The following is a 22,226-nucleotide window of genomic DNA, read 5'->3' on the forward strand; positions in this document are numbered from 1 at the left end:
ATTCAAGGCTAAGCATTCGCCATGAAGTAAGCCATGCTGGATTGCGCCCGGTTTTTCAGATGCCGCTTCTGCCAGTCGTCGCCGAGCGTTAGCAGACCATGCGGGATCGAATGGGCGGCAGCATCGTCGTAAGATTTGAGCTTGCCGGCCATGATGTCCTTTCGGATCTTTTCTTCGAGCCGCGCGCGCATCAGATAATGCTGATAGAGATCGATCACATGCACTGCGTAGGAAATTGCCAGATCGCGGTTTCCTTTAATGATCAGCAGATTTTCATCGTTGCAGTAGGAGGCCTTGTATCCCAGGTTGTGACTACCCGTAATAACCGTACAATTTTCTTCGTCCAGCGGATCAATAACGATAATCTTGTCGTGGATGATGGCGTGCCCCGCGGTCAGCAATTCGGGTCGCAGGTTACCAAACGGAATCCGGACGGCCGCCGCGCGGACGAGAGCGACTTGACTCTGATCGCCCCCCGGCCACCAAATCGCGGGTGGCGGTAATTTAATTCCGCCCTTCTTTTTGGCGCCGTCGGAGGGAGGTTTGTAGTCCGGCATCGCTGAAGGATCGCTGATGGCGCCCATCACAAATCGACCCTTGTTTGCGATCGTGGTCAGCCTTCTCGCCAGCCGCAGACTTTCACCGTCGGACGTACCCACACGGGCGGAATTGGCAATAGTTGCCGCTTCACCGACGACATTGTTGACGCCGGATCTTCCAGGCATAAACACCAGAAACATGATGGCGCTCTTGGCGGCGTCCATCCGCTGATATACTTCCTCCAAATCGACTGGCCGTACGGCGCTCGTTTTAGGGACAGTGGGCTGTTTGGTGTTTGGCGAGAACCATACGCGGGCGGCGCCCTCCGTAAGAGCTCGCTCTTTCGGCGCTTTATGATTGGCGCTTCTAAGGACCGCTCCTTGTTTCGCGGAGTTCGGGCTAGCGCCCGATATGGTCTTGCCGCTCTTCCTCACCTTCAGCGCTTTGCGGGCAGGCTGCTTGTCGCTTTTTAGCCTGTTCCAGTAAGCAAAATAGTCAGCGGCCAAACCTGCATCCTCAATGATGATGCAATTATTCGACTGCGTGCAGAGACCGGTCTTGGTCCAGTTTGTGCTGCCGGTCATAACCGCCACCGGCTTATCGTCCCTGACATAAACTGCAAATTTGTTGTGCCCGATCCGGGCAGTGGAGTTAAACATTCGGTCGATTACGCGATCCTTTTCGCCATCTGCGGCTGCGTGCAATTGCCGACGAGGATCATCGTTCTCGGTATCCCATATTATTGGCTGACGCTCTTCCTTAGATGTTCCCTTTGGGTTGGGATTCAAATTCCCCGCGGTCGTCAGAACAATATGGATCAGCCTGCGCTTCATTGCGTCGACCAGCAACGGAATAAGTTGGATGTCATCCAACTCGTACAATGCGAGATAGATCTGTCCACCCTCGTTTTTGGCTCGGTCGATGAGTTCGGTGAGGAATTTATATACGTCTCCCATCAAATATTTTCGGATCGGCGAGTCCTGATTATTGATCTCCCGTTTCAGCGTGGTCAGCAGGTGTTCTTCCTTCTGCTGCGCACTCCTAATCCGTCTCTTCGCGTCGCTCGAGGCGGCATCGGCCATGATTTCCTTGGGCGGCGCTTTGTTTACGCTACTGAGCTGTCGAACAAGGTTTTGGGTCGAAAGGATTCCATTCGTAAATGTGGCCCTAATGTTTCGGCCATAAGTGTGCGTCACTCGAATCCTGTTGGTCTTGAACGGTTGACCGATCTGGACCAGCGGATGCTTCGGCCCTTCATAACTCGGCATGCCCTGCGGGTCTGTCGCCGGCGCCGTTGCTGAAGGAGGAATCGGCGTTTGGCCGGCTTTTGCAAGCGCGACGGGAACGATCTCGTAATGAACTTCGAAATCGATAGGACGAACGTTCGTGTTGTCGCGTGATTTACGAAGCGTGAGGTCGCGCCATTCAAAGTTCTGAATCGGCCAAACGGACGAGTCCTGCTCATTCCAATTTGGGTTGTTCTGATCGGCGAAGGCGATCCAGGTAGGAAGTATACGACGCTTGCCTGCATCGGCGCCCGTATCGTGGACGCGCGTCACCATGAAGCCGATACAGTCTTTGATCGGCTCTTTCACGTCCCACGCGATGTAGGCGACTTCGCCGTTGCACCAAGCGCCCGCGCGCGTGATCAAATTCATCCGTATCCCCTATAATTACATCTGAAAAGAAAATGAGAGTAACTACGGATATTAAACATCAACTTGGTGTGACTGTCACGCTAACTATGGGGCGGGCGGCGCCTTTTTAGGAATTGAGAACAAAAACCCGGCGTCAAGATAGATCGCGGGTTCCGCGCGTCAAAGAAGGCGAAGGACCAGGCCGCGTTCAGAACGGCGGAGGCGCGGGTGCGATCTGCGGCAAGGGCATCGCCCCGGTGCGGACGCTGTTCTGCGACGCGAACATGTCGTCCTTCAGCCAGTTCATCGGATCGTCCTCGCGGTGCCGAACGATGAGCGTTTTGTCGCTTTGGCCGAGATAGATACGAACGCCGCCCCAGACGGCCTTGTAATCATCCTCGCCGACGCGGCTTTCGATGAAGCCGGTGACGGCCGAATTGCCGAGATTCCAGATGAGCGCTTCGCCCGCGAAAGCCGCCGCATGGCGACCCCCGACGAAACGATGTCCGACCGAAAATTTGACGTTGTAGGTCGGATAGAAGCTGATATCGACCATGTCGAAGAAGCGCCCGCGCCGCGGCTGCCATTGATAGGCGAGGAACCCAGGCGCGTAGCCGAGCGGCGTGAAGAAATGGCCGGAGCTCTCTTCGTAGCCGGCGACGCTGGCGAGCGAGAACGGTCCGTAATAATAGGCGCCTTCCGCGCCCAGCCGGAAACGCGTGTCGTCCAGACGCTTATCGTTGGCGATCGCCCCATAGGCGCCGAGAAGACCGACGCTCGGGTCGCGCCAAAAGGCATGACCCGCGCCGGCGCTCACAAAGAAGCCGCGATGGCCCGCCGCGAGGGCGTCAATCTGAAAACCGAAACGGTCGCCGACCGGGGCGGTGATCGACCCCACGCCGCCGGCCGAGGCGTTGTTCAAACGCGCAAAGCCGAGCCAGTATGACCCGCCGCCGAAACCTTCGAGCTTGGCGTTGACGCCATCGACCGCGCGCTTGGATGGGGGATGTTCCGAAATCGGAGGCGTCCACCAGGAAGGCGTGTCGGCGCGTGCGGCAGACACAGCGAAGGCGACCGCCAGAACGGCGAGAAGCTGACGCATAAATGACATTGCGATTGAAGTCCCGTGCGGTGATCGTCGCGAGCGTTTGACCCTAACGGGGTTCGGCCGCGCTGACTGTCACATCGCCGCAACAGAGCGTTAAAATAGATTGGTTGTCGACGACTAACCCGCGGGCGCGGTTAATATTGCGGATCGAGGCTTTGCCCCGCGGCGTTCAGATGTTCGCTCAAATTCTCGCGCGTCGCCGGGTCGACGATGGCGAAAGGCGCGGCGACCGCCGCCCCAGCCACGCCGCCGACCGCCGAAACCGCGCCGGCCGTCACAAGTCCGAGCTGATCGCCGACGCCCGCTTGGCCCTCCTTCAGCGGCTGACCCTGCGCGAGCCTCATGCCGATCGAGCGCACGACCTCCGGAGAGGAGGCGAAGGTGCTGTGCCCCAGGGGATCGCTGGAGGCGACGTAGGTAAGGTCGACGGCTCTGATTCGATCGCGATCGAGGACCTCGTGATAGGGCGGCGCGTTCGGATTGACGGCGCCCAATCGCGTATTGCCCCAGAACCGGCGGGACGCTGCGAGCGCGTCATCGTCGCGCGAAGCGAACAGCGTGAAGACCGACGGTCGAATCCCGATCTCCGCAATCTGACGCCGGAAAACGTCGAAATCGACGTCGGGCGCGGCGAGCATCACGTTCTCGATTTTCGATCCAATGTGACCATTGCGGATCGCCATCTGGCGCAGCGCTTCGAGCGTCACCCAATTGCCCATCGAATGCGCGAGAATTGAAATTTCGCCAACGTCCCGATCGCGCTGCAGCGCCTGCAGCACGCTTTCCAAAGCGTCCCGCGAATAGCTGGCGCTCTCATGATCATAGCCATATTGCAGCAGTCGGCCGCGCGACGGCCAAGTGAACAGCACGGGCGTAACGTCGGCGCCAGAATCATGGACGATCTGCGCGAAACGATAGACGGCTTCCTCGAACCGAGTGTTGTAGCCATGGACGAAGAGAAGCACTTGCCGCTTCGGCGTCTTGCGGATGCGGGCGTTGAACGCCGCGAGCGCCGCCTCCCTGCTCAACACGTCGGCATGAACGGTCGTAAATTGCGTGGCGGGGTCTGGAGTCGGCGCCTGCGGCCATTGCACGTCGCCGATCACGCGCCCTGCGTCCGGCGGGATTGAGACCGCAATGTCGGCGAAGTGGACGCCCCTCCCACGTTCGCCCGAGAACATGACGCCGGGCTCTAATGGATCCGGCTCTCTGGTCGTGACCACGAGAAGGTCGACGATGCTCGCGCCGGGCGCGAGCTGATGCGTCGGGATCAGCGTACCATGCGGGCGGCTCGCGCAAGCGCTGAACGCGAGCGCAAAAAGCGCCGCCAATATGATCCGTCCCCGCGCCATAAGACCGCCGTGCTCAAATAATTCATGCCGCGCGCCGCCGCTGAGGCGAAGCTAAATACGCTCAGTCGCTCATCTTTGCGGCTCAAATACGGCGATCGCGCGTATTGTGCGCAAGCACGCTGATTTCCTGGGACGAATGCGGCATTATAGTGGCGCTCGCAAAGAAGCGAGCGTCGGAGGCGGGGCTGGGACGAATCGCCTCCGACTGCGCAGGGGAGAGCCTCAAGCTTTCCCCTGCCTTCAGCCGCGGGTCAGCGCCTTCTCGATATCCTTGAGCGGATGGCGGGTCAGGTCCTTGGCGAGTTCGCCGACGACCTTGCTTTGCGCCTTCGCTGACAGCTCTTTGCGAATTTCGCCGAGCGCCTTGGGCGGCGCGATGATGGCGATGGCGTTCAACTCGCCCGACTCCGCCGCCTTATTGATCCGGTCCGCCATGGCGCGCGCGAAGCGCTCCTCTTCAAGCTCATGCCAGTCGGAATCTTCGACGGCGCTGCGCACGCCGCCCTTGGAGGCGAAGCTGCGGCCGGGCTTGTCCGAACCTTGCTCGCGCGTCGCGGGGTTTTCGTCGATGCGCGTTTCAATGACGCGAAGATCGAGGAGTTCGGCGTCGCCATGGTTTTGGAAAAAGAGCGCCCGGCGGCCGTCTCCAACCAGAACCCACGCGCCATTGCCGACGGAAAATTCGCTCATGATGCTCCCTCGCCTTCCAATCTTGTTCTCAAGTCTTATTGGCGTCAGGCGACCTGCTCGGCCGCGTCGGCGCACTGCCGTTGGCTAACGCAAGCGTCTCCTATCCTCGCGAGAGATCGATCACAAGCCCGGCCGCGCGCGCCGATCGTCGGATCGCGCCCATGGGCAGAGATAACGCGCCGCGGAGCGCGTTCAAATCGCGCCCTTATGCGATTACGCGGCGAGCTTTTCTTCTTTGTCTGCCTTGGCGGACGTGCGCTTCATTTCCGACAGCGCGGCGTCGAGCGACCCCGCGCCTGCGCGTGCGGCCATCGCCTGCAGGAGCGCCGCTTTCCGGCGTATCCCGCGCTCGTTGAGCGCCCAAATCAGCCAGCAGGCGACCGCGAGGCTTATGAGCGCCGTATAGGGTTCGCCGAAGGCGAAAGACGAAAGAAAGGAGAAGTCGGGCGCGCATTCCTTTGCGTATTCGCAAGCGTCCGACCAATCCTGAAACCACTGCTTGACCGATTCCACTGTGACCTCCTTGCCGCGCCGCTGCGTTCGACGGACGCACGCCCCGTCGGTCGAATCGCATAGCGCAGGTTCATGGCGAAGATTGTGCGTTGCAGCATATTGCGCGTCAATTGGCGCAGACTTGGTCAAATCAGCGCAGCGCCTTGAAATTAGGCAGAAAATTCGGGGCGGGCCGCGTCGCTTGCGTCGTTCTTCCTCCCATGTCATGCGCGCGCGTGTCGCGGGCCCTCGACGCAAAACATGCGCCATTGTCAGGAGCCGAAAGCGAAGCGATTCAGGCGGCGCCAATGGCGGTTTTCTGACAAAAGTGAGCGTCAACCCGCGGAGGCGAAAAGATGCTTACGCCAATCGTCAAATCGATGTTGCTTCTTGCAATCGCCATCGCGATTTCAGGCTGCGGCGTGAACTATCACGTCAACCCTGGCCCGCGCACATGGCCAGCGGCGCCGAACGACCCCAACAAGTGAAGCCGCGCATCAACGGGAGAGGATCATGGCCACGGTTCGACTGCTCAATGACGAAGAACTTTCGGCCGAAGCGCGCGACGTCTTCGCCGACATTCGCGCGACGCGCAAAAGCGAATTCGTGAACAACTTCTGGCGCGCGCTCGCGCATGATCCGGCGACCTTGAAACGCACCTGGGATGGCGTGAAGCAGGTGATGGGTCCGGGCGTGCTGGAGCCAAAGGTCAAGGAGATGATCTATATCGCCGTCTCGATCGCCCACGCCTGTCCCTATTGCATCCATTCGCACACGGCGAACGCCCGCGCGAAGGGAATGAGCGAAGAGGAATATCGCGAGTTGCTCGCGATCGTCGGCATGGCGTCGGAGACGAATCGCCTGGTCACGGCGCTCGGCGTGCCGATCGATGAGGAATATGAGGTGGGGTGAGAGGGGCGCCAACAACGCCCGTCATGGAAGCTGTATTTGTTGCTCGCGATTGAGACTTGGGCTTATTTTTAACGACAAAGTCGATTCGAAGCTTAATGTACTCCTGCTCCTTTGAGACCGCATGAAAACTATTCAAGAGCATAAACGCGAAATCCGAAAGGAAACGCACGACTTACTTAGCTCCATCTCCAAATGGAAAAAGTTTGAGAAGATCGTTTTCGTGCTCGGAGGCGCACTGATTTCGGCATTAGCAAGCCAGTTCTCCTATTTGTACCCACCCGATCATCGCTGGGCTTTTTACTTAACTCAAGCAATTGCAGCGATCCTCGTTTTTATAGGCGCGCTATTGCTTGAGGTCGTGACTGAAAACACGGCCGACGCAATTGAGCGGGCGAATGAGCTCACAGATGAGCTAGACTCCCGCGAGAAGGAGATAACCTCGTTAGATGGTGATTTTCGATGGTTTACACGTCTGTACTCAACAGCGGGAGCATTGAAAGACATGGTCGAAAGTGCTGTCGCGGAGGGCAATCACGCAGGCGACACACTTCCCCGTTTGGGAGCGATGCTTGACGTCGTTGTCGCAGAAAAGGCCATCTTATTTGGTATAGGGAACGACAGGTGGAATTTTGCGATATACTTATACGATCAAAGTTCGGACGAGCTTAAATGCGTTGTTTGCCGACGACCAACCCGAACAGAAGAAGAGGCTCCGCACCGCAACTGGAAACCTGGGCAGGGTCATGTCGGCGCTGCATTTCAAATGCAGAGGGAAATAGTTGCCGGAGACACTAGCGATGCCGAAGCTCGCGCAATTTTCGACTCGCCAGATCCAAGTTGTCGCGAAAGTGATCGGCACCACTACCGCTCAATCGCTTCCATACCCATCAAACTCGCGAGTGAACCTGCTCTTGGGATTCTGGTAGCGACCAGCGATACGCCGCAAAGGTTTCGTTTACGTAGCCCAGAGGATGCGGCAATGGATCCAGTCGAGCCACTACGAATTTTGGGAAGCGCTATTGCCTTTCTGTTGAAAACAACCGATCTTCGCGCAGAGGCGATTTGTCATGAGCAAAAATAAGCGCACCGAATGGCCGACTTCCCACATCGAGACCATCGACCGGGAAATTTTTAAGCACGCCAGCAAATTAGCCTCGGGCAGCGCAACTTCACGGGATGTTAGCGAGACTAGCGATCTTATTCGTAGGCGCGCCGATTACATGATGCCTGGGCTCCTGCGGAGCGGCGGCTACGAAAAGGCCAAAAAGGCAGGGTAGTCCTTTTTAAAACTGTTTCCCTTACACCAACCGGCTCTGCGCCTTCGCCGCCGCGATAAAGCTCGCAAACAGCGGATGCGGCTCGAAGGGGCGCGACTTCAATTCCGGGTGATATTGCACGCCGATGAACCAGGGGTGCTCCGGGATTTCGACCGTCTCCGGCAACAGCCCGTCGGGCGAAGAGCCGGCGAATAATAGCCCGCAATCCTCCAGCCGATCGCGATAGGCGAAATTCACCTCATAGCGATGGCGGTGGCGCTCGGAGATTTCGCTCGCGCCGTAAATCCCCGCGATGCGCGAACCCGGTTTCAACAGCGCGGGATAGGCGCCAAGGCGCATGGTGCCGCCCAGACCCTCGCCGACCCCGCGCTTCTCCAATTCATTGCCCTTGAGCCATTCGGTCATGAGGCCGACGACCGGCTCCTCGCAGGGGCCAAACTCCGTCGAATTCGCCTTCTCGATTCCTGCGAGCGCGCGCGCGGCTTCGATCACCGCCATCTGCATGCCGAAGCAAATGCCGAAATAGGGCACGCCGCGTTCGCGCGCGAAACGCGCCGCGAGAATTTTGCCTTCCGCGCCGCGCTGCCCGAAGCCGCCGGGAACGAGAATGCCGTGCACATGTTCAAGATGCGCGGCGGGGTCAGCGGTTTCGAAAATCTCCGATTCGATCCAGTCGAGATTGACCTTCACGCGGTTCGCGAGACCGCCATGCGCCAAAGCCTCGATGAGGCTCTTATAGGCGTCCTTCATCTCGGTATATTTGCCGACGACGGCGATGGTGACTTCGCCCTCGGGATTGTTGATGCGCTGAGTCACCGCGTTCCAGCGGCTCATATCGGGCTTTGGCGCAGGCTCGATGCCGAAAGCGGCGAGCACTTGCGCATCCAGCCCCGCCGCATGATAGGCGCGCGGCACGTCATAGATGTTGGCGGCGTCGCGCGCCTCGATCACCGCCTGTTCGCGCACATTGCAGAAGAGTCCGAGCTTGCGGCGCTCTTCGCGCGGAATCTCGCGGTCGGTGCGGCAGAGCAGAATATCCGGCTGAATGCCGATCGAGCGCAGCTCTTTGACCGAATGCTGCGTCGGCTTCGTCTTTAATTCGCCGGCGCTCGGAATGTAAGGCAGGAGCGTCAGGTGAATATAGATGCAGTGATGCGGCGGCAGATCGTTCTTGAGCTGGCGGATCGCCTCGAAGAACGGCAGACCCTCGATGTCGCCGACCGTGCCGCCGATCTCGATCAGCGCGAAATCGACATTCTCATTGCCCTCGAGGATGAACTCCTTGATGGCGTTCGTGACATGCGGAATGACCTGGATCGTCGCGCCGAGATAGTCGCCGCGCCGCTCCTTATTGATGATGTCCTGATAGATGCGCCCCGTTGTGACGTTGTCCTGCTTCGAGGCGGGACGCCCAGTGAAACGCTCATAATGTCCGAGGTCGAGATCGGTCTCGGCGCCGTCGTCGGTGACGAAGACCTCGCCGTGCTGATAGGGCGACATCGTGCCCGGATCGATGTTGAGATAGGGATCGAGCTTTCTTAAGCGGACCGTATAGCCGCGCGCCTGCAAAAGCGCGCCGAGAACCGCCGACGCCAAGCCCTTGCCAAGTGAGGAGACCACGCCGCCGGTGATGAAGATGTACCGCGCCATGGGGCTTAACGCCTAACGCCTTTCCAGCGATTCTGGTAGCGAATTATTGGGCCGAGGGCCGTAACCCCCAGCCGAAATCATGCGATGCGGATTTTGACGCGCCTTATTGGGTCGGCGATTTCCAGATCGTCGGCGGCGCGGGCTTATTCTCCGGCTCCGCGGGCTTGGATTCCGGCGCAGCGGGTTGGATCTGCGACTCGGCGGGCTTCGCCTCCGGCGCAGGCGTCTCCGCCTTCGGCGCTTCGACAGCCGGCGGCGTCACAGGCGCAGCAGGCGCCGCCTCGGTCGGAGCGGCAGGCGCTTCGCTCTTTGGCGGCTCGGGCGTGGCGGCTTCAGGCTTCGGCGCTTCTACCGGCGCAGGCGCGGCGGCCTTCGGCGGCTCTATGGCTGGGGCTTGCGGCGCCGGGGCGGCAGGCTCCTGAACCGGCGCCGGCGCGGCGGGCGGAGTCGTTGCGGCCGGCGGCGCCTCTACGGGCGCGCTCTGCTGGCGCTTCTGCTGGGCGCGCTGAAGCTGGTCGAAAATGCTGTCCTTACCGGGCTCCGGCGCTTTTTCCTGCTCGCCCTTGCCCTCGGTCTTGGGAACCTCTTTGAGCTGGATCGTTCCCTGGTCGACCGCCTTGGTCCAGTCCTCGCCGCCCTCTGAGCGACGCTCCCAGGCGGGCAGCACGGTCAGCGCGATGCTGGTGATGAAGAACATCGTCGCGAGAATGCCGGTGGCGCGGGTGAGCGCATTGGCCTGGCCGCGCCCGGTGAAGACGCCGCTGCCGCCCATGCCGAGCGCGCCGCCCTCGGACTTTTGATAAAGCACGAGAATGACGAGCGCCGTCACCACCATCAGGTGGATCACGATAATGACCTGCTGCATGTGAACCCTTCCAGCCGCGCCGCAGCCGAGCCGGGCGCGCAATCCGTTGGCCGGCGTTCTACACCAAGCGCCGCGCGCACGGAAGGGGCAAAGGCCGGCGCAAACAGCCGCTTAAAAATGAGAAATCGCGAGCCGCGAGGCTCGCGATGCTTGGGCCCTCGGGACGGCTGAGATCGCCGTTAATATTTATTCCCGTCCTGGCCTTTCCAGCCGCCGCCCTCCTGGTCGAAGCGGGTTTCGTCCTTGAACTCGATGACTTTGCCCGGCTCGATATATTGCTTGTCCTTGATCATCTGGTTCTGGATCGTCGTCGAATAGAAGCTCGTATTGTCCGAGCAGCCGGGCTTCGTCCCGCCCCCGGGCTTGCATTCAAGATTGGCGCCGTTCGGGAAGCGCACGTTGGCGGTGTAATAGAACTCATAGCCGGCGTGGCCGGCCCCTTCGACGTCGAGCGGCCAGAAGCGCGTGATCTCGAATTTTTCGATCACCGCGTCCTTGTCGAATTTCTTCTTGACGAGATTTTCGAAAACCTTCTTCGCGTCCTCGGGCTTGGGCTCGCAATTGACGAGGCAGAAGGCTTTGGCGGGCGTGGCGGCGGCGAGAGCGCCGATCAGGCCAAGCGCCATGATTTGCCCGATAGTTTTGTAGCTCTTCATCTTTGCGTCTCCCAACTGCGCAGCGCTGCGCAACGCTTCCCGCGGACGTCGCTCGTTGATTGGCGCGTCGCGCGCGAAGCCCCCTTGCGTTTGACATTTTTCAAGCTGCACGGCTTCACGGACGCTCGCAAGGGCGGCGCGTCGCGCGAATTGTCGCACGACGAAACAAACATTGGCGCGGTTGCATCGCCCGGCGCCGCGATCTAATGACGGCGCAAGTTTCAAACGCCGCCGAAGAGGTTATTCATGGCCGCTTACAAGCTCCTGCTCCTGCCTGGCGACGGCATCGGTCCGGAAATTTCCGCCGAAGCCGAGAAGGTTCTCGCCCTTTTGAACGAGGCGGGCGTCGCCAGCTTCGAAGTCGAGCGGGGGCTGGTCGGCGGCGCGGCCTATGACGCGCATAAGGTCGCAATCAGCGAAGCGGATATGAAGCGCGCGCATGAGGCGGACGCCGTGCTGCTCGCCGCCGTCGGCGGGCCGAAATGGGACGGCGTGCCTTACGACCTGCGTCCTGAATCCGGCCTCCTGCGCTTGCGCAAGGATCTGGGCCTTTTCGCCAATCTGCGCCCCGCGATCTGCTATCCGGCGCTCGCCGACGCCTCCTCCTTGAAGCGCGAGGTCGTCGACGGCCTCGACATCATGATCGTGCGCGAATTGACGGGCGGCGTCTATTTCGGCGAGCCGAAGGAAATCATCGATCTCGGCAACGGCCAGACGCGCGCCGTCGACACCCAGGTTTACGAGACTTACGAGATCGAGCGCATCGGCCGCGTCGCCTTCGAACTCGCGCGCAAACGCAGCAACAAGGTGACCTCCTCCGAGAAATCGAATGTGATGAAGTCGGGCTATCTGTGGCGCGAGGTCATCACGGCGCTGCACAAGCGCGAATATTCGGACGTGAAGCTCGAACATATGCTCGCCGACGCGCTCGCCATGCAGCTCGTGCGCTGGCCCAAGCAGTTCGACGTCGTCGTCACCGACAATCTCTTCGGCGACATGCTGTCGGACGAAGCCGCCATGCTCACCGGCTCGCTCGGCATGTTGCCCTCGGCCTCGCTCGGCGCCGCTAATGAGGCGGGCAAGCGCCACGCCATGTATGAGCCCTGCCACGGCTCGGCGCCCGACATCGCCGGCAAGGGGATCGCCAATCCGATCGCCATGATCGGCTCGCTCGGCATGGCCCTGCGCTATAGCTTCGATCTGCCGAAAGCGGCCGACGCCATCGACGCGGCGATCGCCAATGTTCTGGCGAAAGGCCTGCGCACGGCGGACATCAAGGGCGACGCGCCGTCGACCGTCTCAACGAAAGAGATGGGCGACGCGATCGTCGGAGAGCTGAAGAAGACGCTCGGGTAACGACGCCTTGCCGTCATTGCGAGGAGCGTAGCGACGAAGCAATCCAGTGGCCGCGCCCCCAGCCTGGATTGCTTCGCTCTGCTCGCAATGACGGCTGTGAAGAGGCTTGCGACCGGGCGAGCCTGAGAGGCTCCTGTTCCAACGCTTACTTCCCGTGCACCATGCCGAGAAATTCCTCGCGGGTGCGCGGGTCGTCGCGGATGACGCCGAGCAAGCGGCTGGTCGTCAATAGCGAACCCGTGGTGTTGACCCCGCGTAGCGTCATGCAGCTGTGCTCCGCCTCGATGACGACGCCGACGCCCGCAGGCTCCAGAATGTCCTGGATGGCTTCAGCGATCTCGGCGGTCAACTTCTCCTGAATCTGCAGCCGGCGCGCAAAGCCATGGACGACGCGTGCGAGCTTTGAGATGCCGACCACGCGCTTGTTCGGCAGATAGCCGACATGGGCGCGTCCCGTCACGGGCAGCAGATGATGCTCGCAAAAGCTGACGACGCGGATGTCCTTTAAGACCACGAGTTCGTCATAGCCGCCGACCTCGTCGAAGGTGCGCTTGAGATAGTCGCGCGGATCGACTTCATAGCCTGAGAATAGCTCGCGGTAGGAACGCGCCACCCGCTCCGGCGTGTCGATCAGCCCTTCGCGATGGGGGTCGTCTCCCGCCCATTCAATGAGAACCCGCACGGCCGCTTCCGCGTCAGCTTGGGTGGGTTTGGCCATGCCTTCAGCTCTCCAAGGTCATCGAGCGAGTTGCGCCGCCCAATCGTCTGGATAAAGTCACAGGCTAAGCCATTTGGCAAAGGCCACTATCGCGCCATTCGCCAAAAGAAAACGCCGACGCGAAAGGCGCCGGCGTTTTTCATAGCTTTATTGATCGGATTAGCGGACGAAGCCGCCGATCGCCGATCCGACCGCGTTCACCGACTTCTTGACGAAGCCGAGCGGCCCATCGCTTGCGGGCGCCGGAGGCGGAGGCGGCGCTACCGGCTCCGGCGACGCGACGGCGACTGGCTCTGCTGGAGCAGGCTTCGAACGGCTCGCGATCGGCTTCGCGGGCTTCTTCGGCTTGGCGACTTTAGCGCGCGGCGCTGGCTTTGGCGCCTCAACCGGCTCAGCGACGGCGGTCGGCGGCTCTGAAACCGGCGCGGCGGGCGCAGCCGCATGCCGAGACGCCGGAGCGGGCTTGGCGGGCGCGTCGGTTTGCGGCGGCTCGATCGCCTTCGCCGGAGCGGCCGCCACCGGCGGCGGCGCCGACTCAATTTGCGCGGGCGTCGAGGCTGACGCGGCCGGAGCCGTCGGCAAGGGCGCGAGTTGCGGCGCAGCGGCGGCGCCGGCGGGAACCGGGATGGAAGCGCCGAGCGGCGCCACGGCCGGAGCAGTCGCGGTCGGCCGCGGCGCGTCGGCCGGCGCGGCCTGGACTTGAGCTTCTGGCGTCGGCGTGGAGTCGATAGCTGCGGCCGCCGCAGACTCAGCCGCCGGCTCGGCGAGCGCCGGCGCTTTCGCGCGCTCCTCTAACGCAGGAACTTTGACGGCATCCTCCACCGGCGTGGCGTCTTGCGATTGCGTCGCCGCCGCGTCGAGAACCTCCGGAGCGGCTAGAGGCGGCGCGGTGGCGAGCGCCGGATCCTCACTAGGACCGACGCCGCCCCAAGGGCCCAAAACCCATGTCAGGGCGGCGAGGCCGGTGATGACGATGGCGGCCGCGGCGAAAAACAAGGCGCGACGGCCACCCTCGCGCGCGTCCTCCGGCTCGCTCAAAAACTCTTCCTCGGTTGCGTGGAGCGCGCTCCAGGATTCCTCCGCGCGCGGCGCCTGGGGAGAGGGCCCCTCATTGACCGCAGCTGTCTTGGGCGCGCGCTCCAGCCCTTTAACCGGCGGCGCCGCTGACGCGGTCGTCGGGTTGAGATCGCGACGCAACAACTCTTTAAACTCGGCAAATTCAGCCATCAGCTCCTTATCGTCGCCGATATCCACCATGCCTGAACCCTTTCATTGGCCGCGCGCCAGGAACTCCCTGACGAGTCGCGCGCAGTCACACCATTCGCAGGCAGCAAAGCGTTAAAATGTGGCTGTACTGGGCCGGGAGGCTTTGCTGACGAGAAATCAACTTATGTTCAATGAGTTACTGGCGACAGCGCGCCGCGTTACGGATCGTCTGGACGCGGATGCGGCGTAAACTCGCACCCTTGCTGGAAGGAATCCAAGTTAACGAAATTGACCTTTGAGCCCTGAAATTTCTAAAATTTTTGCGCGCGCGATAGACGCGATTTTTTCTTCCGTCGGGGCCTGCTTCGAGTGACCCTTTCCTGCTTTCGCAAGGCGCGCCGAGCGACGCTTTGCGCACTCTTCGCATGGCTCGGCTTCGCGCTCTGCGCACAGGCGGCGCCATCTGGCGGGCGCGCGCCAGATGAGCGTGATCTCACGCCGCTGGAGACGCTGGGAAAGCGCGTCTTTGAAGACACGAATCTATCGCGTCCGGCGGGCGTCTCCTGCGCGTCCTGCCATGATGCGGCGAAAGCCTTTCAAGGCAATAACGGCTCTGCTGTCCCCGCCGTGGCGCGAGGTTCGCTGCCGACGTCCTTGGGCAAACGCAACACGCCCTCGATCATGTACGCGTCGTTCGCGCCGCCCTTCGGCTTCATCGACGACAAGGACGAAGAGACCGGCGAGATCGAGAAGATTCCGGCTGGCGGACAGTTCCTGGATGGCCGCGCACGCGATCTCCTTGCGCAGGTCGAGGGCCCGATGCTCGATCCGCTCGAAATGAATGCGCCCTCGAAACGCTTCATCGTCGAGGCGGTGCGCGACGGCTCATACGCCGACCTTGTCCGCCAGGTTTACGGCGAAAAAGTTTTCGCCGATCTCGACGCAGCTTTTGAAAAGCTCGCGCAAGCGGTCGTCGCCTTCGAGGCGAGCGCGCGCTTCCATCCCTTCGCCTCCAAATTCGACGATTATCTGCGCGGCGAAGCGCAGTTGACGGCGCTGGAGAAGAAAGGCTTCGAACTCTTCAAGGATCCAAAGAAGGGCAATTGCCTCGCCTGCCACGCCGGCAAGGAGGATTCGCGAAACCCCGAGGATTGGCTTTTCACCGATTTCACCTATGACGCGCTCGGCGGGCCGAAGAATATAGCGATCCCGAGCACGGCGAAGCCTGACTCGTCTCCTGATCTCGGTCTCTGCGCTCGGAAGGGGCTCGCAGAAGTCGCTCCCCCAGGTTTCAAGGTCGAAAGCGTCTGCGGCGCCTTCAAGGTGCCGACGTTGCGCAATATTGCCGTCACCGAGCCCTACCTGCACAATGGCGTTTTCGACAAGCTGCGCGACGTCGTCGCCTTTTATGCGACGCGCGACACTGATCCCGGCCACTGGTATCCGAAAGACCGGCGCGGCAAGCCCGAGAAATTCAACGACCTGCCCGCCGCCGCGCACGAAAATGTGAACGTCAAGGAAGTTCCGTACGATCGCAAGCCCGGCCAAAAGCCGCGGTTGTCCGAACAGGACATCGACGCCATCGTCGCCTTCCTCAAAACATTGACCGATCGAGAAAAGAAACAGGACAGCGAGTCGCGGTTGCGTTGACGCTCTTGCATGCGACCGCCGCCAGGGCGACGCCAAGGGCGGAACGAAACACGCCAAGCAAGCTCTAGCGAAACTCGACCACGCCCCGCACTAATATTCACGCGCGCTCCGACGCCGGCGTCGAGTCGAACTCACATACAAGACCGTAACGTGCGAGCGTTGCGGCGAGTGGCGCCGAAGGACAGGCGCCGCTCGTGAAGATGGCGACGCGGGAGGCCGGCGCGCCTCCCGCAGCATCAACGCCGAAGCGCTCGTCAAGCAAGTGATCCGCGCGCCGCGCGATCGCCGGCGCTGGGTCGATCCACTCCACCGGCCACGCCGCAAGGCGTTTGAACTCGTCGACAAGCAGCGGGTAATGCGTGCAGGCGAGGACGACCGCGTCAGTGCGCCTGCCGCCTTCTTCTTTGAAGCAGGGCGCAATTTCGGCGACGATGTCGGCGTCGCTCACCCTTTCGCCATGCATGTAGCTTTCGGCGAAACCCGCCAGACGCTTGGACCCGACAAGCGTCACAGAGCAATGAGCCGCAAATTGCGCAATGAGATTCTGCGTATAGTCGCGCGCCACCGTGCCCGGCGTGCCGAGCACCGAGATCATCTTTGACCTTGTGCGCTCAGCCGCCGGCTTGATCGCCGGCACCGTTCCAACAAAGGGCAAGGTCGGCCAATGCACACGCAGATAGGGCAGAACGATCGTCGAGGCGGTATTGCAAGCGATCACGATCATATCCGGCGCATGATCGGCGATCAGCTCCTCCATGAGCTTCATTACGCGCTCTATGAGCTCCGGCTCTTTCCAGGAGCCGTAGGGGAAGCCTGCATCATCGGCGCAATAAAGATATTCCGCATGCGGCCGCAGCTTGACGATCTCGGCAAAGACCGTGAGGCCGCCGAGGCCGGAGTCGAAGATGAGGACTTTGGGCCGATGGGTCATGCTGCGCGAACCTTCGGAACCCATAGCACAGGCTTACTAAGGAAGATTACCGCATTTTTGGCGCTATACTGACCAATCGTTTCAACCAACCGAAACCAAGCGCCATGCGAGTAGTGCAAGCCTCCGATGTAAAGGCCCACCTGGCGGAGCTTCTGACGGACGTCGAACGCGGCGAAACGATCATCATTACCCGTTATGGGCGACGCATCGCGCGACTGGCGCCAGAAACTGGTCTCAAACAGGCGGAGATCGATCGCGCGATAGAAGATTTGTCGCGATTTCGCGAAAACGTGAAAAAGGCGCCCTTGGCCGAGCTTGTTGGCGGGCTCCGTGATGGCCGCAAATATTGACCGCTTCGTCATCGACGGGTCGATCTTGCGGGTTCCGAGCGTGCCGAGGCGCGTGCGTCCCGCGCGGTGGCGGCTGTGTAGCGCTTGTCGAATAGGATCAGAACGGCAGATTGAAGACGCGCGCCGGCGCGAGCGCGCCCTGGACGATCTCGCCGAAGGCGACCGGCACGCCGCCGCAAGCAGCGTAGACGACGCCCTCATGCGGCGCGTCGCGGCCACGCAAAATCACCGAGCCGCCGCGCCGCAGCCGCGCCGCAGCATCACGATCGACGATGACGCAAGGCAGTTCGGCCAATCCGGCCTCGACCGAAAGCAGCGCCTCTCCAGCCATGTTCTGATTTTCGATTTCGTCGAGCGTATAAGCGTCTTCCTCGACAAAGGGCCCAACGCGCGTGCGTCTTAGCGCCGTGACATGGCCGAAACAGCCGAGAACCCGGCCAAAGTCGCGCGCGAGCGCGCGCACATAGGCGCCCTTGCCGCATTCCATGACCAATGTCGCCTCGTCGGCAGACGACTCGATCAACGTCAACGAATGGATCCTGACGGCGCGCGGCTTCAATTCGACCTGTTCGCCTTCGCGCGCGATGTCATAGGCGCGTTCGCCGGCGATCTTGATCGCCGAGAATTGCGGCGGCGTCTGCAAAATCTCGCCGGTAAACTGAGGCAGCAAGGCTTCGATGGCGGCGCGCTCCGGCCGCGCCGCGCACTCGCGCGTCATGCATCCATCGGAATCGTCCGTATCGGTCTCAATGCCCCAACGCACGGTGAAGCGGTAGGCCTTCTCGCCATCCTGCACGAAAGGCACGGTCTTGGTCGCTTCGCCGAAAGCGACGGGAAGAATGCCGGAGGCGAGCGGATCGAGCGTCCCCGCATGACCGGCTTTTTGGGCGTTGTAAATGCGCTTGAGGCGCGACACCGCCTGCGTCGACGTGAGGCCGACAGGCTTATCCAGCGCCACCCAGCCGTCGACGACGGCGCGGCCCGATCTCTTCTTGCTCATTCCTTGACGCCATCCTCTTCGGCGTTGTCGCCGCCGGCGAGATCGCGCTTCACATGTTCGGAGCCAAGCAGCGCGTCGATCTTCGATACGTTGTCGAATGTGTCGTCGATACGGAACCTGATCTCGGGCGCGAACTTCAAATTCACCTCATGCGCGATCTCGCCACGCAGAAATCGCTTGTGACGATCGAGCGCGGCGAGCACCTCCGGCTCGTCCTGGCCGCCGAGCGGCATGACGTAAATCGTCGCAAGCTTGAGATCGGGGCTCATCTTTACGCGCGAAACCGTCACGACATGATGTTCGAGCACGGGGTCGCTGATCTCGCCGCGTGAGAGCATCTGCGCCAGAGCGTGACGGACGAGTTCGCCGACGCGCAACATGCGCTGCGACGGCGCGCCGGAATGTGAGTGATGGGCTCTGGACATATTCGGACCCGATGATCGCGACGCATGCCGCGCTTGTGGCGCAGCTCGACCGACGTGGATGGCCGGGACAAGCCCGGCCATGACGTTTCGCGGCGCGGCCGCGCCGCCTACAGCGTTCGCTTGATTTCCTCGACGCGGTAACACTCGATCACATCGCCGGGACGCATGTCCTGGTAGTTCTCGAACGCCATGCCGCATTCCTGTCCCGCGGTGACTTCCTTGACCTCGTCCTTGAAGCGCTTGAGCGTCGAGAGCTTGCCTTCATGCACGACGACATTGTCGCGGATGAGCCGCACATTGGCGCCGCGCTCGACATTGCCGTCGGTGACGCGGCAGCCCGCGACTTTGCCGACCTTGGAAATGTCGAAGACTTCGAGGATCGTCGCGTTGCCGAGCAACGTTTCGCGCAACGTCGGCGCGAGCAGGCCGGACATCGCCGCCTTCACGTCATCCACGAGATTGTAGATGATGTTGTAGTAGCGGATCTCGATGCCGGCGCGTTCCGCCGCCTCGCGCGCCTCTTTGTGCGCGCGCACGTTGAAGCCGATGACCGCGGCGTTGGAGGCTTCGGCGAGCGAGATATCCGATTCCGAAATGCCGCCGACGCCGGCGTGCACGACGCGCGCGCCGACCTCTTCGGTGCCAAGCTTTTCAAGCGCCGCGGCGATGGCTTCGACCGAGCCCTGCACGTCGCCCTTGATGACGAGCGGAAATTCCTTGCGGCCCGCCGTCTTGAGCTGGCTCATCATGTCGGAGAGCGAACCGCGCGCGGAGCCGCCGCGCGCTGCGAGCTTATCGCGCCTCTGGCGCTCGCGATATTCCGTGATCTCGCGGGCACGGGCTTCCGACTCAACGACAGCGACGCGGTCGCCGGCCTCCGGCGTTCCGTTGAAGCCGAGAATCTCGACGGGGAAGCTTGGTCCCGCCTCCTGACGCGAACCGCCCTGATCGTCGAGCAGGGCGCGCACGCGTCCCCATTGGGTTCCCGCGACGACGATGTCGCCGACGTGCAGCGTGCCGCGCTGGACGAGCATGGTCGCAACGGGACCGCGTCCCCTGTCGAGACGCGCCTCGATGACCGAGCCTTCCGCGGCGCGGCTCGGGTTGGCATGGAGATCAAGCACCTCGGCCTGCAGCGAAATCGCTTCGAGCAGCTTGTCGAGGTTGGTCTTCTGCTTGGCGGAAACTTCCACTTCAAGCGTCTCGCCGCCCATGCTTTCGACCTGCACCTCATGCTGCAGCAGCTCTGTGCGCACGCGCTCGGGCTTCGCGTCCGGCTTGTCAATCTTGTTGATGGCGACGATCAGCGGCACATGAGCGGCGCGCGCGTGATTGATCGCCTCGATCGTCTGCGGCATGACGCCGTCGTCGGCCGCCACGACCAGCACGACAATGTCGGTGACCTTGGCGCCGCGCGCGCGCATCGCCGTGAAGGCGGCGTGACCGGGCGTGTCGATGAAGGTGACCGGCTGGCCGCCCGGCGACGTGACCTGATAGGCGCCGATGTGCTGGGTGATGCCGCCCGCCTCTCCGGCGACGACATTGGCCTGACGGATGGCGTCGAGCAGCGACGTCTTGCCGTGGTCGACATGGCCCATGATGGTGACGACGGGCGGCCTCGGCTCAAGGTCAGCCTCGACGTCAGGCGTATCGAACAAGCCTTCCTCGACGTCGGACTCGGCGACGCGCTTGACGGTGTGGCCCATCTCCTCTGCGACGAGCTGGGCGGTATCGGCGTCGATCACATCGTTGATCTTGTGCATCTCGCCCTGCTTCATCAGCAGGCGGATGACGTCGACCGCACGCTCCGACATGCGGTTCGCGAGTTCCTGAATCGTAATCGTTTCGGGCAGCGTCACTTCGCGCGAGAGCTTTTCCTTCTGCTCCACCTGACCGCGGAACAGACGCTGCTGACGTCGCTTGAAGGAGGCGACGGAGCGCGTGCGCTCTTCGTCGGTTCCGGCTGTGGCGGTCGCGACCGTCAGCCGGCCGCGATCCTTCATAGCGCCGCCACGAGACGGCGTCGGGCGCGGCGGGGTCGGGGGCGCGAAGCCGCCGATCTGACGCACGGGCGCGCGGCGCGGCTGTTCGGCCTCTCCTGCGACACGCGCAGCGGCTGGACGCGGCGCCGGGGCGACGCCGGGCGCAGCGCGCGGCGGCGTAAGTCCCGAGGCCTCCGGCGGCAGACGGCGGCGCGCCTCTTCCTCGGATTTGCGTTTTGATTCCGCTTCGCGCGCGAGACGCTCTTCTTCTTCGCGCTTACGCGTGTCGGCGGCGGCGCGTTCAGAGCGCTCACGTTCATCGCGCTCCGCGCGCGCTTTCGAGTCGATTTCGGCGCGGCGGCGATCTTCCTCTTCGCGCGACTTCGCGTCGACCAGCGCACGGGCGCGCGCTTCGCGCTCCTCGTCGGTCAACGCCCGCAGCACGACGCCTGAGCCGGATCGCGCGGCAGGACGCGGAGCCTCCGCTTTCGGCGCGGCTTTCGGCGCCACTGACGGCGCATCGGCGGGCGCGGCGCTCGGCGCCGGCGCGCCGACCGGTTTTGCGGGCTCCACGTGTCCGGGGGCGCGGCGCTTCACCTTCTCGACCACGACCACTTTCGAACGGCCGTGGGAGAAGCTCTGGCGGACCATGCCGTGCTCGACCGGTCGCTGCTTCAAGTGCAACGTCTTCGACGGCGCGACGGTCAGAGTTTTGTCGCCGCTGTTCTCGCCTTCGCTCATCCAGTTCCCAATCCTGGGTCGCTAAGACCCGTTAACCTTTTTTTGCGCCGCCATTCGGCTGCGCTTCGATTTCATCGTCCGTCGTCGCCGTCTCGCCGTCGAGGCTTACGCCTCGATAAGCGGCGAGTCGACGGCATCGCGCAACAAAAGTCGTCGTGGGCCCGCCCTCGGCGAGGGCAGCATGTATCACATTTGTGCGGCCCAACGCCAAATCCAATTGCAGCGACGAAAATAAGCCGATGACGGGCGCCGTCGATCCTGCGCGGCGGGCCGCTTGGGCAAGCTTGCGCTTGCCGTCTTCGCCGCCATCGTTCGCTTCGATAAGCGCGCCGACGGAACCTTGTGCGAGGGAGTCTGCGACCTTGCCGAAGCCCGCCATGACGGCGCCGGCCTTGTTGGCGAGAGACAGCATCTGAAGACAATCGGCTTCAAGCAATCGATCGACGTCGTCGGCGAGTTGCGGCGCCGCATCGACCTGCGTTTTTAGGGAACGCGTGAACAGCCGCTTGCGCGCCGCCTGCGCGACAAGGTCGGCGCGCGCCGTCACCCAGACCCCGCGACCAGGCAGACGCGACTTGATGTCTGGCGCAAGCGCGCCATCCGGTCCGCACACGAATCGGATCATCGCCTCGGGCGCGCCGCGCTGGCGCGTCACGATGCAGGTCCTCTCCGAAACGTGCGGGTCGCG

22 protein-coding genes are annotated in these 22,226 nt (G+C 62.2%); 7 read left to right on the forward strand and 15 right to left on the reverse strand.

Annotation, left to right across the window (positions count from 1 at the left end):
• Nucleotides 1-8: 8 nt before the first annotated feature.
• The 5 genes from FEV16_RS10105 to FEV16_RS10125 form a co-directional block, all read right to left on the reverse strand.
• On the reverse strand, nucleotides 9-2,198 hold the full coding sequence (locus FEV16_RS10105) for a phospholipase D-like domain-containing protein (RefSeq protein WP_138167514.1): 2,190 nt from the start codon (nucleotides 2,196-2,198) through the stop codon (nucleotides 9-11).
• A gap of 187 nt (nucleotides 2,199-2,385) precedes the next feature.
• The gene (locus FEV16_RS10110) at nucleotides 2,386-3,288 is read right to left on the reverse strand and encodes a hypothetical protein (protein WP_138167515.1); all 903 of its coding nucleotides are present in this window, start codon (nucleotides 3,286-3,288) and stop codon (nucleotides 2,386-2,388) included.
• 131 nt (nucleotides 3,289-3,419) lie between these two features.
• Complete coding sequence (locus FEV16_RS10115) at nucleotides 3,420-4,637, reverse strand: alpha/beta hydrolase (RefSeq protein WP_138167516.1); 1,218 nt, start codon at nucleotides 4,635-4,637, stop codon at nucleotides 3,420-3,422.
• A gap of 240 nt (nucleotides 4,638-4,877) precedes the next feature.
• Nucleotides 4,878-5,327: a host attachment family protein gene (locus FEV16_RS10120; protein ID WP_138167517.1), complete on the reverse strand. Its 450-nt coding sequence runs from the start codon at nucleotides 5,325-5,327 to the stop codon at nucleotides 4,878-4,880.
• A 213-nt stretch (nucleotides 5,328-5,540) separates the two neighbouring features.
• Nucleotides 5,541-5,840 (reverse strand): hypothetical protein, encoded by a 300-nt coding sequence (locus FEV16_RS10125; protein ID WP_138167518.1) that lies wholly within the window; start codon nucleotides 5,838-5,840, stop codon nucleotides 5,541-5,543.
• Between the two features lie 335 nt (nucleotides 5,841-6,175).
• Here FEV16_RS10125 and FEV16_RS17445 point away from each other — a divergent pair, with 335 nt between their 5' ends.
• From FEV16_RS17445 to FEV16_RS10140, 4 genes are all read left to right on the forward strand, one after another.
• Nucleotides 6,176-6,307: a hypothetical protein gene (locus FEV16_RS17445; protein ID WP_281404849.1), complete on the forward strand. Its 132-nt coding sequence runs from the start codon at nucleotides 6,176-6,178 to the stop codon at nucleotides 6,305-6,307.
• Between the two features lie 25 nt (nucleotides 6,308-6,332).
• Nucleotides 6,333-6,731 (forward strand): carboxymuconolactone decarboxylase family protein, encoded by a 399-nt coding sequence (locus FEV16_RS10130; protein ID WP_138167519.1) that lies wholly within the window; start codon nucleotides 6,333-6,335, stop codon nucleotides 6,729-6,731.
• Nucleotides 6,732-6,852: 121 nt separating this feature from the next.
• Complete coding sequence (locus tag FEV16_RS10135; protein ID WP_138167520.1) at nucleotides 6,853-7,812, forward strand: hypothetical protein; 960 nt, start codon at nucleotides 6,853-6,855, stop codon at nucleotides 7,810-7,812.
• On the forward strand, nucleotides 7,799-8,008 hold the full coding sequence (locus FEV16_RS10140) for a hypothetical protein (protein WP_138167521.1): 210 nt from the start codon (nucleotides 7,799-7,801) through the stop codon (nucleotides 8,006-8,008). The genes FEV16_RS10135 and FEV16_RS10140 overlap by 14 nt, the downstream gene beginning before the upstream one ends.
• 21 nt (nucleotides 8,009-8,029) lie before the next feature.
• Here the strand turns inward: FEV16_RS10140 and FEV16_RS10145 are convergent, their stop codons facing one another.
• From FEV16_RS10145 to FEV16_RS10155, 3 genes are all read right to left on the reverse strand, one after another.
• Nucleotides 8,030-9,658 carry a CTP synthase gene (locus FEV16_RS10145; RefSeq protein WP_138167522.1) on the reverse strand — a complete coding sequence of 543 codons (1,629 nt, stop codon included), beginning with the start codon at nucleotides 9,656-9,658 and terminating at the stop codon, nucleotides 8,030-8,032.
• Between the two features lie 103 nt (nucleotides 9,659-9,761).
• On the reverse strand, nucleotides 9,762-10,523 hold the full coding sequence (gene secG / locus FEV16_RS10150; RefSeq protein WP_138167523.1) for a preprotein translocase subunit SecG: 762 nt from the start codon (nucleotides 10,521-10,523) through the stop codon (nucleotides 9,762-9,764).
• Between the two features lie 179 nt (nucleotides 10,524-10,702).
• On the reverse strand, nucleotides 10,703-11,179 hold the full coding sequence (locus FEV16_RS10155) for a hypothetical protein (RefSeq protein ID WP_138167524.1): 477 nt from the start codon (nucleotides 11,177-11,179) through the stop codon (nucleotides 10,703-10,705).
• A gap of 246 nt (nucleotides 11,180-11,425) precedes the next feature.
• On the opposite strand from FEV16_RS10155, the gene leuB reads away from it, so the two are divergent.
• On the forward strand, nucleotides 11,426-12,535 hold the full coding sequence (gene leuB, locus FEV16_RS10160) for a 3-isopropylmalate dehydrogenase (RefSeq protein WP_138167525.1): 1,110 nt from the start codon (nucleotides 11,426-11,428) through the stop codon (nucleotides 12,533-12,535).
• Nucleotides 12,536-12,680: 145 nt separating this feature from the next.
• Here leuB and folE read toward each other — a convergent pair whose 3' ends face one another.
• Both folE and FEV16_RS10170 read right to left on the reverse strand, forming a co-directional pair.
• On the reverse strand, nucleotides 12,681-13,253 hold the full coding sequence (gene folE, locus FEV16_RS10165; protein ID WP_138167526.1) for a GTP cyclohydrolase I FolE: 573 nt from the start codon (nucleotides 13,251-13,253) through the stop codon (nucleotides 12,681-12,683).
• 159 nt (nucleotides 13,254-13,412) lie between these two features.
• A complete protein-coding gene (locus FEV16_RS10170) occupies nucleotides 13,413-14,480 on the reverse strand; it encodes a hypothetical protein (RefSeq protein WP_246657264.1) in 1,068 nt (355 codons plus the stop codon).
• A 348-nt stretch (nucleotides 14,481-14,828) separates the two neighbouring features.
• On the opposite strand from FEV16_RS10170, the gene FEV16_RS10175 reads away from it, so the two are divergent.
• On the forward strand, nucleotides 14,829-16,109 hold the full coding sequence (locus FEV16_RS10175; protein WP_138167527.1) for a cytochrome c peroxidase: 1,281 nt from the start codon (nucleotides 14,829-14,831) through the stop codon (nucleotides 16,107-16,109).
• Nucleotides 16,110-16,206: 97 nt separating this feature from the next.
• Here the strand turns inward: FEV16_RS10175 and murI are convergent, their stop codons facing one another.
• Nucleotides 16,207-17,040, reverse strand: a complete 834-nt coding sequence (gene murI / locus FEV16_RS10180; RefSeq protein WP_138167528.1) for a glutamate racemase — start codon at nucleotides 17,038-17,040, stop codon at nucleotides 16,207-16,209.
• Nucleotides 17,041-17,144: 104 nt separating this feature from the next.
• On the opposite strand from murI, the gene FEV16_RS10185 reads away from it, so the two are divergent.
• A complete protein-coding gene (locus FEV16_RS10185; RefSeq protein ID WP_138167529.1) occupies nucleotides 17,145-17,390 on the forward strand; it encodes a type II toxin-antitoxin system prevent-host-death family antitoxin in 246 nt (81 codons plus the stop codon).
• Nucleotides 17,391-17,487: 97 nt separating this feature from the next.
• Here FEV16_RS10185 and truB read toward each other — a convergent pair whose 3' ends face one another.
• The 4 genes from truB to FEV16_RS10205 all read right to left on the reverse strand — a co-directional run bounded on the left by truB (nucleotide 17,488) and on the right by FEV16_RS10205 (nucleotide 22,193).
• Entirely contained in the window at nucleotides 17,488-18,390 is a 903-nt protein-coding gene (gene truB, locus FEV16_RS10190; protein ID WP_138167530.1) for a tRNA pseudouridine(55) synthase TruB, read from the reverse strand.
• The gene (gene rbfA / locus FEV16_RS10195) at nucleotides 18,387-18,815 is read right to left on the reverse strand and encodes a 30S ribosome-binding factor RbfA (protein ID WP_138167531.1); all 429 of its coding nucleotides are present in this window, start codon (nucleotides 18,813-18,815) and stop codon (nucleotides 18,387-18,389) included. Before rbfA ends, truB begins: the two co-directional genes overlap by 4 nt.
• Nucleotides 18,816-18,922: 107 nt before the next feature.
• Complete coding sequence (gene infB / locus FEV16_RS10200) at nucleotides 18,923-21,538, reverse strand: translation initiation factor IF-2 (RefSeq protein WP_138167532.1); 2,616 nt, start codon at nucleotides 21,536-21,538, stop codon at nucleotides 18,923-18,925.
• Between the two features lie 31 nt (nucleotides 21,539-21,569).
• The gene (locus FEV16_RS10205; protein WP_348639983.1) at nucleotides 21,570-22,193 is read right to left on the reverse strand and encodes an RNA-binding protein; all 624 of its coding nucleotides are present in this window, start codon (nucleotides 22,191-22,193) and stop codon (nucleotides 21,570-21,572) included.
• Between the last annotated feature and the right edge of the window lie 33 nt (nucleotides 22,194-22,226).

The sequence above is a fragment of the Methylocystis sp. B8 genome (assembly GCF_005771425.1).
In the GTDB taxonomy this organism is placed as follows: domain Bacteria; phylum Pseudomonadota; class Alphaproteobacteria; order Rhizobiales; family Beijerinckiaceae; genus Methylocystis.